General features: G+C 46.5%; 7 protein-coding genes and 1 pseudogene. 5 read left to right on the forward strand and 3 right to left on the reverse strand.

The window, feature by feature from the left end:
- Positions 1-92: 92 nt before the first annotated feature.
- A pseudogene (locus tag V202x_RS28110) lies at positions 93-356 on the reverse strand (pentapeptide repeat-containing protein); the annotation flags it as partial.
- A 96-nt stretch (positions 357-452) separates the two neighbouring features.
- Here V202x_RS28110 and V202x_RS10530 point away from each other — a divergent pair.
- The 4 genes from V202x_RS10530 to mnmA all read left to right on the forward strand — a co-directional run bounded on the left by V202x_RS10530 (position 453) and on the right by mnmA (position 7532).
- The gene (locus V202x_RS10530) at positions 453-2810 is read left to right on the forward strand and encodes a DUF1549 domain-containing protein (RefSeq protein ID WP_409996681.1); all 2358 of its coding nucleotides are present in this window, start codon (positions 453-455) and stop codon (positions 2808-2810) included.
- Positions 2811-2874: 64 nt separating this feature from the next.
- Complete coding sequence (locus tag V202x_RS10535; RefSeq protein ID WP_145174086.1) at positions 2875-5007, forward strand: c-type cytochrome domain-containing protein; 2133 nt, start codon at positions 2875-2877, stop codon at positions 5005-5007.
- A 274-nt stretch (positions 5008-5281) separates the two neighbouring features.
- Positions 5282-6289, forward strand: coding sequence for a cation diffusion facilitator family transporter (locus V202x_RS10540; RefSeq protein ID WP_145174089.1), 1008 nt, complete (start codon positions 5282-5284; stop codon positions 6287-6289).
- Between the two features lie 133 nt (positions 6290-6422).
- Entirely contained in the window at positions 6423-7532 is a 1110-nt protein-coding gene (mnmA, locus tag V202x_RS10545; protein ID WP_145174092.1) for a tRNA 2-thiouridine(34) synthase MnmA, read from the forward strand.
- Between the two features lie 8 nt (positions 7533-7540).
- Here mnmA and V202x_RS10550 read toward each other — a convergent pair whose 3' ends face one another.
- Positions 7541-10513: an MMPL family transporter gene (locus V202x_RS10550; RefSeq protein WP_145174095.1), complete on the reverse strand. Its 2973-nt coding sequence runs from the start codon at positions 10511-10513 to the stop codon at positions 7541-7543.
- Positions 10514-11130: 617 nt separating this feature from the next.
- Here V202x_RS10550 and V202x_RS10555 point away from each other — a divergent pair.
- Positions 11131-12270 carry a hypothetical protein gene (locus tag V202x_RS10555; protein WP_145174098.1) on the forward strand — a complete coding sequence of 380 codons (1140 nt, stop codon included), beginning with the start codon at positions 11131-11133 and terminating at the stop codon, positions 12268-12270.
- A gap of 126 nt (positions 12271-12396) precedes the next feature.
- Here the strand turns inward: V202x_RS10555 and V202x_RS10560 are convergent, their stop codons facing one another.
- The gene (locus tag V202x_RS10560; RefSeq protein ID WP_145174100.1) at positions 12397-14109 is read right to left on the reverse strand and encodes a glutamine--tRNA ligase/YqeY domain fusion protein; all 1713 of its coding nucleotides are present in this window, start codon (positions 14107-14109) and stop codon (positions 12397-12399) included.
- Between the last annotated feature and the right edge of the window lie 34 nt (positions 14110-14143).

The following is a 14143-nucleotide window of genomic DNA, read 5'->3' on the forward strand; positions in this document are numbered from 1 at the left end:
AATTCCGAATGAGTAAAACTCAAACTTAATATCACTTTCCTCAACGAAATTCTGTTGACGAAAAAAGGTTTTTGATTATGTGGCGTCACCAATTAGTATTTCGCAGCTTTTTGTCTCTGGTATTTATCGGTAGTGGACTCTCTCTCTCCACGGCTGATGATAAAGCGAAACCTACTCCGGCTAAACCTACTCCGGCTAAACCTACTCCAGCTAAACCTGCTCCAGCCAAACCTGCACCGGCCAAACCTGCTCCGGCCAAACCTGCTCCGGCCAAACCTGCTCCGGCCAAACCTGCTCCGGCCAAACCTGCTCCGGCCAAACCTGCACCGGCCAAACCTGCTCCGGCCAAACCTGCACCGGCCAAACCTGCTCCGGCCAAACCTGCACCGGCCAAACCTGCACCGGCCAAACCTGCACCGGCAAAGCCCGTTGCTCCTAAGCCAGCACCTAAGTTGGTCAAATTAAATGTCTATCCACAAAATATTCAACTGACTACCAGTCGTGATCGTCAATCAATCATCGCCCAGGTCGTGTATGACAATGGCCTCACTCAGGATGTCACAGCACAATTACAATTGAAACCTGTAAAACCTGGCATTGTGCGTCTCGACAAAACCGTACTTTACCCAGCCGCTGATGGTGAAACAGATTTAATTGCCAGCTTTGGTGGTACGAATGTAAAACTGCACGCAAAAGTTGTGAAAGCGAAAGAAGATCGCCCCATCAGCTTTAACCTGGACGTTATGCCCACGTTCATGCGGGCGGGTTGTAATACAGGAAGCTGCCACGGTGCCGCCCGAGGAAAAGATGGATTCCGTTTGTCACTATTCGGATTCGACCCTAAAGGTGATCATCACCGTTTAACACGCGAACTCAGTGGACGGCGTATTAACCTCAGCCTGCCACAGGAAAGTCTCCTGATCGAAAAAGCCATCGGTGCTGTACCACATACAGGTGGGAAGCTTTATGAAAAAGGTTCAGAACATTACACAGCCGTGCTTCGCTGGTTACAAGCTGGTGCCCCCTACGATGCGGGCGTCATTCCGACTGTCACCAAAGTGGAAATTTACCCTAAAGGTGGAGTCATGGATGGAAAAGGAACCAAACAACAGGTTTCTGCTGTGGCTACCTATTCCGATGGAACGACACGTGACGTAACTTCCCTGGCATCATTCTCCTCTAATAATGACAATTCAGCGACGATTACGAAAAAAGGACTGATTACCGCCAACAATCGTGGTGAAGCATTTATTATGGCCCGCTTCGATACACACACTGTGGGATCGCACTTTGTCGTCCTGCCTAAGGGACTTAGTTTTGAATGGCCCAATGTCCCCGAATCGAATTATGTCGACACACTCATTCACAACAAATTAAAGAAGTTACGAGTCATTCCTTCCGAGCTCTGCTCTGATGCTGAATTTCTGCGTCGTGCCAGTCTCGATATCTGTGGGATCCTTCCCACAATCGAAGAGTTCAATCAGTTTGTCGCTGATAAAGACCCGAAAAAACGGGACAAACTTGTTGATAAATTACTGAACCGCAAAGAGTTTGTAGAAATGTGGGTCATGAAATGGTCGGAATTACTGCAAATTCGAACGGTAAATAACCGTATCAGCTATAAATCAGCCTTGCTCTATTACAATTGGTTACAGGAACGGATCGCTTCCAATGTTCCTATTAACGTGATGATTCAGGAACTTCTTGGTTCTACCGGTGGTACATTCGCCAATGCAGCAACCAACTACTATGAAAATGAACGCGACACATTAAAAGTTTCCGAGAATGTAGCACAGGTTTTCATGGGTATGCGAATTCAATGTGCTCAATGTCATAATCATCCTTTCGATCGCTGGACGATGGATGATTACTACAGCTTTGCTTCTTTCTTCTCCCAAATTGGCCGTAAAAGAAGTGAAGATCCTCGTGAGTCTATTATTTATAATCGCGGTAGCGGAGAAGTTCGGCACCTCGTTGATAAACGCGTCATGAAACCAAAGTTTCTAGGCGGTATTGAACCTGATACCCGCGGTAAAGATCGTCGTGTCGTTGTTTCACAATGGTTAGCTTCGAAAGAGAATCCTTACTTTGCCACTAACCTGAGTAATATTGTCTGGGCTCACTTTTTTGGTAAAGGAATCATCAATGAAGTCGATGATGTCCGTGTCAGTAATCCACCAGTGAATCCTGAATTGCTCAATGAGCTTGCAAAACGTTTCACCGACTACAACTATGACTTTAAGAAACTGGTACGCGATATTTGCACTTCGCGAACCTATCAGCTTTCGACCCAGACAAATACCTCCAATGAGAAGGATTTGACAAATTTCTCACATGCATTACCCAGACGCATGCGTGCTGAGGTGTTACTCGATTGCATCAGTCAAGTTACCAATGCACCTAATAAGTTTCGTGGCTTGCCTCTGGGGGCTCGTGCAGTTCAGATTGCCGACGGAAATACTTCAACTTACTTCCTGACTACATTTGGTCGTGCCAAACGTGATACCGTCTGTTCCTGTGAAGTACGTATGGAACCCAGCCTTTCACAAGCATTGCACCTGCTGAATGGTGATACCGTCAACAACAAAATCGTCCAGGGCAAATTTGTTGACTCCAGACTCAAAGCTGGCAAGAAGCCTCTGGAAATCGTTGATGAAATGTATATTTCCTGTATCTCACGTAAACCAACTGATAAAGAATATTCTTCACTGGTTCAAGTACTTGATGCAAACAAAAAAGATCAAGCGAATACCTTAAACGATGTATTCTGGTCATTATTGAACTCTCGAGAGTTTCTATTCAATCATTAAATGAGAACTCGGCTAAGCAACTTAAGAGTTTCAACTGGAAGCTCGCTTTTAATATGGTATGACTATGAAAAACTCACTCTCTGATCATTGGTGCCGTCAACTTGGCAAACGGTTCATTGTCGCCGGTTTGTTTGTCTCCCTGCTATCTACAGGACTGCATGCTGAGGATAAAAAGCCCGCGCCCAAGAAAAAAGTAAAAATCACTTTTGACGAACACATCAAGCCCATTTTTCGTGCGAAATGTTTTGCCTGTCATAACACGGACAAAAAAGCGTCTGGCCTGGATCTGACTAACTACACCGGATTGATGCAAGGGGGAGCGGCTGGAGAGTCACTTGAACCTGGTGATGCTGACGGCAGCTATTTATACATGCTGGTCACGCATGAATCTGAACCATTCATGCCTCCTAAATCAGATAAACTCCCCGACAAAGATCTCGCCTTAATTAAAGCATGGATCGATGGTGGTGCCCCTGAAAACGCAGGCAGTAAAGTCGTCATCAAGAAACCAAAGTTCGATTTTGCACTCAAAGGTGCGTCTTCAGGTAAGCCACAGGGACCGCCTCCCATGCCTCCCCGTATGAGTCTGGAACCTGTTGTCCATACCAGTCTGGGGACGGCTGTGACTGCCTTAGCTACCAATCCCTGGTCTCCTTTAGCCGCTGTAGCAGGTCAAAAACAGATTTTGCTTTACAATACTAAAACACTGGAACTGTTAGGCGTACTTCCCTTCCCGGAAGGTTTTCCACAGGTCTTGAAATTCAGCCGTAATGGCAGTTTATTGCTGGCTGGTGGAGGTCGCGCTGGTGCAAGTGGACGAGTGGTCGTCTGGGATGTGAAAACAGGAAAACGCCTCTTTACAGTCGGCGATGAACTCGATTCGGTTCTGTGTGCTGATATCAGTTCGGACCAAAGATTTATCGCCCTGGGTAGTCCCAGTCGAGTCATTCGCGTCTATTCCACGAGCACGGGAGAACTCGCTTATGAAATTCGAAAGCATACAGACTGGATGACCTCACTGGCCTTCAGCCCGGATTCCGTTTTGCTTTGTTCTGGTGACCGTAATGGCGGCGCCTTTGTCTGGGAAGCGGCCACAGGTAGCGAATACCTGACTCTGAAAGGACATAAAGGCGGAATCACAGGAATTTCCTGGCGTTCTGATTCCAATATCGTTGCCACAAGTAGTGAAGACCAGTCAGTCAAACTCTGGGAATTGGAAAACGGCGGGAACGTCAAATCCTGGAATGCACATAACCCCGGAACCTCAAGTATTGAATTTGCCCGTGATGGTCGGATCGTGACCTGTGGTCGAGATCGCGTGACAAAGATCTGGGATCAGGCTGGAAAACAACTCCGCGCTTTGCCTGCTTTCGCAGATCTTGCTGTCAGCGTCACCATTTGTGATGAAACCAACCGTGTGATCGCCGGCGACTGGACGGGAAAAATTAAAGTCTGGAACGCAGCCGATGGAAAAGAAGCAGGCGAATTAACGGCAAACCCACCACAGTTGTCGCAGCGTCTCACGGCAGCAACAGCCGCACTGAAATCCACTCAGGCGAATCATCAAAAGCTCTTAGCTGTCGCTCAGGCTGATAAAGCGGCGGTCGCAAAAGTAAATGCTGACATTGTCGCTGCACAGAAACAACAAACCGATCTGCAAAACAAGTTGAACGCGTTGAATGCAAATTTAGCGGCCAGTCAAAAAGCATTAACAGGTGCTCAAGGCAATGCTGCAAATTCAACCAAAAAGATCGCTGCAATCAATGCACCTTTAGCAGCCATCAAAGAGGCACATGCCAAAGCGAATACCATCAGTAAAAAAGTAGCCGGAGATAAAGATCTGGCCGAAGCAGCAGCAAAGCTGAAAGCGGCACTGGATAAAAGAGTGGCAGCAAATACAGCCGAGCAGAAAAATCTGGCTACCCATCAGGCTACAGTCAAAGCCAATCAACAAAAAATTGCACAATACACACCACAAATCAAACAGATGACTGCTGCTCTGAATGCCGCAAAAGCTAAACTGGCCGGATTACAGAAAGCTCTGAAGCCCGCAACCGATAAAGCAACCGCTTCACAAAACGCGGCCAATGCAGCTGCAAGTGCTTTCACCGCGTCTCAAAATCAAGTCAAACGCTGGCAGGCTGAAATTGAATTCGCCAAGAAATTCAATGAAACCCAAGCGAGTGCTTCAAAATAAGTGAACCCCCATACTCACGACCAAGTCCCTCAAGCAATCAGCTAGCTGTTTGAGGGACTTTTTTTGTAGTTAATAATAGATTAAAGCTTGTATCAATACCGCTTTTATCGATTCCTTCAAATCTTGACGGGTTTAATAAGTCTAATGTTGCCTGGCAGGATGCCCCCCGTTTCAGCCAGCTCTCCCTACTTTGAATAGCACTTACATTGGCATTTTGCTATTTTATTCCTCGGTTCAATACGGAGAAAATCAGTCATCCAGAGGTAAATCAGATATGGCTCAAAGCAATTCCCGATTCGCAGTCGTTGCTGCTTTAGTAGGTAATGCGATGATTACGATCGCCAAAGGAGCCACATTTCTCATCACTGGTTCAGGAGCTATGCTTTCGGAAACAATTCATTCGATTGCAGATCTCTTCAATCAAATTCTATTGCTCATCGGATTAGTACGTGCCGATCAGGAGCCTGATCAACGATTTGAATATGGTTATGCGGGGGAACGCTATGTATGGGCTTTAATCTCCGCTGTTGGAATCTTCTTTCTGGGCTGTGGCGTGACCATCTATCACGGCGTGCAATCACTCTTTCATCCTCCGGAATTAGCGATGGGAGAAATGAACTGGGCCATCGGGGCACTGTTGTTTGCGCTCGTTATTGATGCAATCGTTTTTTACCTGGCGATCAAAGGGGAATGGAAAAACGCGGTTCGTTACAATAAACCCTTTCATAATTATCTTCGATATGAAGCTGATCCGGCTGCGGTTGCCGTCATTCTTGAAGATGGTGCTGCCTGTCTGGGTGTGATTATTGCACTCGCTGCAATTTTGCTCACTCAAATAACAGGACATCACTATTGGGACGCTATCGGTTCGATCGGTATTGGAGTTTTGCTGGGTGGGATTGCGGTCTGGCTCATCATTCGTAATCAGGAATTGCTGGTTGGCCCCAGTATTCCACGTGAAGAAAAACAACAAGTCGTTCAGATTTTGAAAAATAATCCCCTGATTGACGATGTCATCGATCTCAGATCTCGCGTGCTTTCCATCGATAATTATCGAATTAAAGCAGACCTCAGTTTTAATCCTGCAGAACTGTCGAAACGACTTAAGAAAAAAGCGCTTGCCGCTTATCCAGATATAAAAAATGAACAAGAATTCGAGGAATTTTGTCAGAATTATACAAAGGATCTACTTGATACTCTGACGGAAGAGATCGATAAAATCGAGGAAGAGATTCAAAGGCAAATTCCCAAAGCACAGCATCTTGACCTGGAAGCCAACTGATGTCCCTGATTTCATTTGAAATCAGAAGTTTCTCAATCCTTAATCCCTGTGATCAGCTTCAGAGCCGTCTATAATAAAATATTGTCTCTGGCAGTTTTGATTCTTCAGCAAATCGAGTTGAGTTTTCTTAGATATGTCTACGCGTGTTGTATTGGCGATGAGTGGCGGGGTCGATAGTTCCGCAGCCGCCCATTTATTACTGGAGCAGGGTTACGAAGTGATCGGGCTGTTCATGCGGTCGGGTGCGACAGAAGAAACAGTCTGCGCAACGGACGATAAAAATACATTGCCCATACTCAATTCCAAATCTCACAAGCAAGGTTGCTGCTCGGCCAGTGATGCCGCTGATGCCCGCCGTGTCGCTGATATGCTGGACATCCCCTTTCATGCACTCAACTTTAAAGACGCCTTCGGACGTATCAAAGACTACTTCGCCGATGAATATCTTGCCGGTCGCACACCCAACCCTTGTGTCATGTGTAACAACTGGCTGAAGTTCGGCAAGCTCTGGGAGTTCGCAGAACAAGTCGGCGCTTCCTATATCTCAACCGGTCACTATGCACAATTGAATTCTGTTCCCGGAGAAAGTCAGCCGGCACTGGTACGCGGTCTTGATCGATCAAAGGATCAGTCCTACGTTCTCTTTGGTATCAATCGCGGTTTGCTCGATAAAATCATGTTCCCAGTGGGAGGATTCGTCAAACCGGAAATTCGCGAACTGGCGGGAGAAGCCGGCTTGCGAACAGCTAACAAACCAGATAGCCAGGAGATCTGTTTTATACCCGACAATGATTATTTTGGCTTTCTCAATCGCTATCGTGGTGAGCAGGAAACCGCTGGTGAAATGGTTGATACTCAGGGTAACGTCGTCGGCCACCACAATGGTTTCGAAAATTATACCATCGGCCAGCGCAAACGGCTGGGTGTTGCCTTTGGAACACCTCGGTTTGTCATCAAAATTGAACCAGAATCAAAGCGCGTGGTAATCGGAACGCGCGAGGATCTGGCTCGAAAAACGTTAGAAGCCAATCGTAGCAACTGGCTAATTGACAGTCCCGGTTCTGAAATACGCTGTCAGGCTCAAATCAGGTATCAGCACAAGGAAGCAGACTGCACCGTTGAAATTCTAGACGAAGATCGCTTCCGTGTTTCGTTTGATAATCCGGAATATGGTGTTGCACCAGGTCAAGCGGTGGTACTTTATGATCAGGACCGAGTGCTTGGCGGCGGCTGGATCATGTAAGCACCTAATCAGGCGGCGGCTTCCATTTCGTTGCGGTTTCGCCGCTTCTTACCATGCTTGTTTTGCCTGTCATCTCCACTATTGACACTTACCGAATCTGTCTCTTGTTCGCGATTAGAAATCCAGGTCAAGAGAGCTGGTAAGGTGACAAGGGAAACGAACAGGCAACAAGCAACACCAATCACCAGCACCAGACCAACACTATAGAGCCCCCGATGCGTTGCGATCATCATACTTCCAAAACCGATCATGGAAGTAAGCGAGGTCAAAACGATGGCATTAATGGTACTCGGAGATGTTTTATAGGCGCCTTTTTTCATCCGATAATCATGAACGACATGCACGCCGTCATCGACGCCAATTCCTAAAATCAAGGGCAACACAATTAAATTTGCTGGATTAAGATTGATCGACATCATTGCCAGAATTCCAAACATGACAATACCACCAATGACGGGAGGCAGCATTGTCAAAAAAACGTCATAAAGACTTTGTCGATCTAAAACAAACGCGACTCCGATGCACATCACCAGAAACATGCCTATCGCAGCTTCAATACTGATGGGCGTTCCTCGATTGAAGAGAATAAACCAGGTGCAAGTTGCAAGAACCAACGCAGGAATCATCGACATGGCAGCGTGTCGACGGCTTAAATAGTCGAACAATAAAACGATGCAAATAATAGCCAGAGCATAAACGGAAGCTGTTTTGTAACTGACTTTGATCTGTTGCGAAGCCTCATAATTTTGTAATGGCGTTCCAGTGACATCGGGGTCAACGGAGCGAACCTCTTTTACAAATTCTTCCAGAGGACCAATCTCCCAGATATGATCGCGGGGATAGACTTGAATCAACCATTTCCCCTCTGCACTCACAAAGCGAGAAGTCAAAGACCGAGGAAGATCTGAAAAACGAACAGGAGCCGGGTCGGAAGCTCCACGTAATGCTTTAAATTGACCTAACAGAGAAGCCGTTGTGCGATATTGAAATTCATCAAGAAACCGTGATTGCTGAGACAGTGTCATCGACTCAAATCGATTCAGAAATTGATCGAGCACACGTGCCGTCGCCTGAGCTTTCGGGTGGTTATAGCGAGATAAGAGCACATAGAACTGTTCCAGTTTTCGTCCAATAATGAGAGGATTCAATCTGTTAACATAGGGAACAGTATCGGGCAATTGCTCTAACTGAGCCCGAAACGATTGAACGAGCAGATTTGTCTCACGTGGCGAATGAGCGGGAACGCGCGAAGCCAGCTCTTCAACATGATGTACGGTAGGCAATGCTTCAAACTTCCTGCGGAGCGCATGGGCTTCGTCGACGCTATCTGCCACCGAAACCGCGAACAAAAGAGAATTTTGAGCATCATTAAAAATGCGTTTTTGAACTTCCACCGATTCCAGACCGGAAGCTTGCAAGTTTAGCAGGTTATAATCATAAACCACACGAGACTTCCAACCGTCGTCTGTTTTTTGCAGCATCTGAACCGCACAGAAAGCAACCACACCCAAAGAGCACAAAGCCACACTCCGTGGAAATCGGATGATAATTTTCTGTAACCATTTCCCCTGAAATGGAGTTGGCATCTGCTTGACTTCGATATTCCGATCAGCCCGTGATAACAGTGCAGGCAAAACGATGAATGTCGCAACTGCACAGAGTAGAATTCCACCACCGGCGATGAATCCTAACTCGGCAATTCCCAGAAAAGGTGTCAACCCAGCACAGTAAAAGGCCAACGCTGTCGTCAATGCCGCTGTGACAATGCCGGTTCCTACGGTACCCGATGTCTTAATGAGTGCCGGTTCCAGACTTTCGCCATGATGACGCAGTTCAATGTACCGAGCCAGGTAATGTATTCCAAAATCGATTCCGAGCCCGATCAGAATCACAGCGAAAGAAACCGAAAGAATATTTAAGTGACCAATGGTTAACGTCGTATATCCAAACGCCCACGCCATGCCTGCCGACAGCATGATCAACGCTAGGATGGGATGTCTAAAACCTCGAAACCCGATAAATAGCAAGAGACCCACGCCGAGACAGGAGATGATTGATGCATTAATCATATCCGACTGTGATTTGCGCATCTCATCGTTCTCAAGTACCGGAATTCCAGTCAGGCTTATCTTTGCCTCCGGGTTTTCGGCAGCGACTTCTCCTATGATACTGCGCATTTTTTCAATCGCATTGGTCGCACCATCAAACCCGTTTTCCTGATGAACGGGGAATACTTTGAGAAATCCCATCGTCCCACTTTGGTTCAATAGATAGATCACTTCTCGTGATCGCTCTCGCATTCGTTCATTCACGGGAACAATTGAAGGCCAGGGAGACTGAAAATCACTCTGATTCGCCAGATAACGCGACATGCTGTTCGATAGAATCGCAGCGTGGTTGAAGAGAGGCTCCAGATGTTGCTCGCGTTCTACCCCACGATAGCTCGTGGATCGCGACTGAATCTGATATCGTAGCCGATCATAAAGCAAATCAACCTGTGTTAGATCCCAACGTCCACCACGGTAGATCGGACCGTATTCATCTAACCGATCTAATCCCGTCTGTAACTGCTGGGGTGTCAAATATTGCAATCCCTTCGACGGAAGATCCCCAGGATCAATTTGATACAACGGATTTTCAAACAACTCTGGATGTTGTTCAATCCGCTTTCCCAGAACGCGTAATACATACTTAATCGCTTCGGGAGTATCCGACTCTACGACGCACACAAGATCAGAAGAACTACCAAAACTCTCTGTATAATTGATCCATTTTTTATGAAAGGCGGCTGTAGGATCAATTAGATCAGCACGATCTGTTTTGAATTCCAAACGGAAGACCGTTAGTAACACACAACCAATGGAAATGATGAGCGCAAATGCCAGACTAAACTTAGAGTGAGTGACCACAAACTGGGTCATCGCGCATAACGTCTCGCCGAGGAATGAGCGTTCCTGATTGTCTGGAGAGAGATTGTCCACAGAACAACTTCCATGTTGCTACTTAATTGGTCTCTCATTCGATCTTAACAACCGGGCAGGAGTGAAGGGATCGAGCAAATGAGATGATTACTGTATTATGAAACGACAGATCTTATAGCAATATCCATATTGCCAGCAACAGGAATCTTATCTGTATTGAAGATGTAAGTCTATTAAAACTAAATCTTTAATACACGTCAGATAAATCCAGATGATGTCATTTCGTGAATACGGTGTTATCGAGGAGGAATCTCCGAAAAAGAAGGAATTACTTTGCCCGATAACAGGGATTTCATCGGCAATTTCGCATTCCAGAGATCAGCTTTCTCTCGTAATCCACACAAACCTGTCTTTATTTTTTCCTCGTTCAGCAAACTCTCAAAAAGATTCAATTCCGCTAACTCTATTGAAAATCAATAATTAAATCCATTTTTGCAAAACTCAGGCAGCACCTTATCGGCATTTTGCCGAATACGACTTGACCCCTTTTTCAAATTTTCATAAAAACCGTGCCCCATCGCAATGGTTTTGCAGCGAGCCTTAGCTTCTAAACCTTGCACACTTCACATTACTCTTTCAAATACCCCTCTCAAAGACTCTCTTTGTAGGACATGCTCATGTTAAAATGCGTCATTCGTTCAATTCCCGTAGTGGGGATTACTTTGTTCTCGTTGGCTGCTGGTACTGCCCAGGCTCAGTGGCGGCCCTTTGACAACTGTAATACCTGTGCACCACCACCCGTAATTCAAAACTGCTGTCCACAGCCAGTGGTACAGTGTCCGATTCCGGTAACTCAAACAACTTATCGACAGGTACCGGTAACGGAATACCGACCTGTCAATCAGACAGTGATGAGGCCGGTTACGGAAACCAAATATGTTGATCAGCAGGTGACTGAGTACCGGCAGGTACTTGAGCCCAGAACCGTTGATGTGCCATACACGTCATATCAGAATGTGACGGAGTGTCGGCAGGTTCAAAGAGACATGGGTCGCTGGGTAGCACAACGTCATTGCATCCCACGTGTGTCTCCTTGTGACTACGATAACCGTCCCACTCTGCTGGGATGGATGAATCGAACCGGTTACTCGATGAGAATGGCATTCACGCCACAATATCGCACTACCAGACACTACGTTCCCAACGTTGTGACACAAAACGTGCCTGTCACACGTCAGGTTGCCGTACATCAAACTCGGAAGGTGACATACAACGTCGCTAAAATGGTTCCTTATACAACGACTCGCAAAGTTGCGGTTAACTCCACACGATATGTGAAGACAACAGTCACTGCCATGAAGCCGGTCACTGTAATGCGGACGATTCCCACCACCCGTACTGCTTATGTCTATCCATCTAATGGTGGATTTGGTGGAACAGCCACAGCCTTACTTCCCACGCCTGAACCTTATACTTCAGCGGGAGCCCCGGAGCCAATTCGTCAACGATCTGCATTAAACAAAAAGAAAGATGACACGTTTGATGCAAACGGCGACCAATACAAACGAGATCCTGCTTCTGATCCACGGAGATCCAGCTTAGATGATGATCCTGCATTCCGACGTTCGTCTTATCAGGAATCAACCGAGTCGGCATTCCCCCCCACACGCCGAGCCGGTTATAAGCCGAAGTCTTCAGGAAACTCACTACCTTCAATCGTTCGTGCCAGTGGCTGGACTCGTCGTGTTCCACGCTCTGAGCAATCAGCTCCCGCTAGATCCAACAGTGATTTTTCGGTAGCTCAGCGAACACCATAATTCAAAGTTTGAAAACATGAGCACTTTGAAGTGCATGGGCTCACTCGTCGGATCTCAATCCGACGAGTGTTTTTTTATGCGCTCTTCAGGATTGACTATTAATAGCTCAGAATCCCTATGTTTTTCTCACTTCTTTTTGGGTTGGTTCTGAAGCTGCTTTTCGACCTTGGCCCAGGCATCCCGCAATGTCACAGTTCGATTGAATACAGGCTTCTCAGGTGAGGAATCGTGACAATCCACACAAAAGTATCCCAGACGTTCGAACTGAAAGCGGCTGCCCGGCTCGGCCTCTCTCAGGCTCGGCTCCAGCTTGCAACCCGTTAAAACCTGCAACGAATCTGGGTTGAGATTCGTTTTATAATCAACTCCTTCGGGCAAATCTTCAGGATCGGGAGTCTTGAAAAGGTGATCGTAGAGTCGGACTTCCGCATCGACGGCATGTGATTCCGAAACCCAGTGAATTGTTGCCTTGACTTTTCGACCATCGGGGGCATTTCCCCCCTTCGTCTCAGGATCGTAAGTACAACGCAATTCGACCACTTCACCTGAATCATCCTTGATCACATCGACACAGGTCACAAAATACGCATAACGTAATCGAACCTCTTTGCCGGGAGAAAGTCGGAAGAACTTCTTTGGTGGATCTTCCATAAAATCTTCTTTCTCGATGTAAATGACTTTTGAGAAAGGTACTTTACGGGTGCCCGCAGATTCGTCGTTGGGATTGTTTATCGCATCTAGTTCTTCGGTCGTATCCTCGGGATAATTATCGATCACCACACGTAAAGGATTTAATACCCCCATCACCCGCGGAGCAACCTGATTCAAGTGTTCGCGTATGGCATTTTCCAGTACGACCTTATCCGTCATGGAATTAAATTTCGTCACCCCAATGGTCTTACAAAATTCACGTATTGATTCTGGTGTCACGCCCCGGCGTCGCATTCCACAGATCGTCGGCATGCGTGGATCATCCCAGCCAGAAACGTAGTTACCCTGGACCAGTTCCAATAGTTTCCGTTTACTCATGACAGTGTAAGTCATGTTTAAGCGTGCAAACTCAATTTGCTGAGGATGAAAAATTTCCAGCTCATCCAGAATCCAGTCATAAAGTGGCCGATGGTCTTCAAATTCGAGTGTGCAAATGGAATGAGTGATCTTTTCGATCGAGTCTGAAATACAGTGCGTGTAGTCATACATTGGATAGATACACCATTTGTCTCCCGTGCGATGATGATGTACGTGTCGCACACGATAGATCACAGGATCGCGCATATGGAAGTTTGGTGAAGCCAGATCGATTTTGGCACGTAAGACAAATTCGCCTTCCTTAAAGTCACCATTTTTCATGCGTTCAAAGAGTTCCAGGTTTTCTTCGACCGACCGGGAACGACCCGGACTTGGTTTACCTGGTTCGGTTGCAGTTCCTCGATATTCGCGCATTTTATCTGCTGGCAAATCGCAGGCGTACGCTTTTCCTTTTTTGATCAGTGCAATCGCGAATTCATAAAGCTGATCGAAATAGTCAGAAGCAAAATACTCACGATCCGCCCAGTCAAACCCCAGCCAGCGAACATCTTCTTTGATCGAATCGACGTATTCCACGTCCTCTTTTTCAGGATTGGTATCATCGAATCGCAGATTGCAAAGGCCACCTGGATTCTCACCGGCAATACCAAAATTGATACAGATTGATTTGGCATGCCCGATATGCAGATAACCATTCGGCTCAGGCGGAAAACGTGTATGCACACGCCCCTCATGTTTGCCTGATTGATTATCTTCCTCGATAATTGTCCGAATAAAATCGGTTGGTGTTTTTTCTTCGGGAGTCGACATCCCCTACTCCTTAAATGATTTCATCAATCACAGG

It is taken from the genome of Gimesia aquarii (genome assembly GCF_007748175.1).
GTDB lineage: Bacteria > Planctomycetota > Planctomycetia > Planctomycetales > Planctomycetaceae > Gimesia > Gimesia aquarii_A.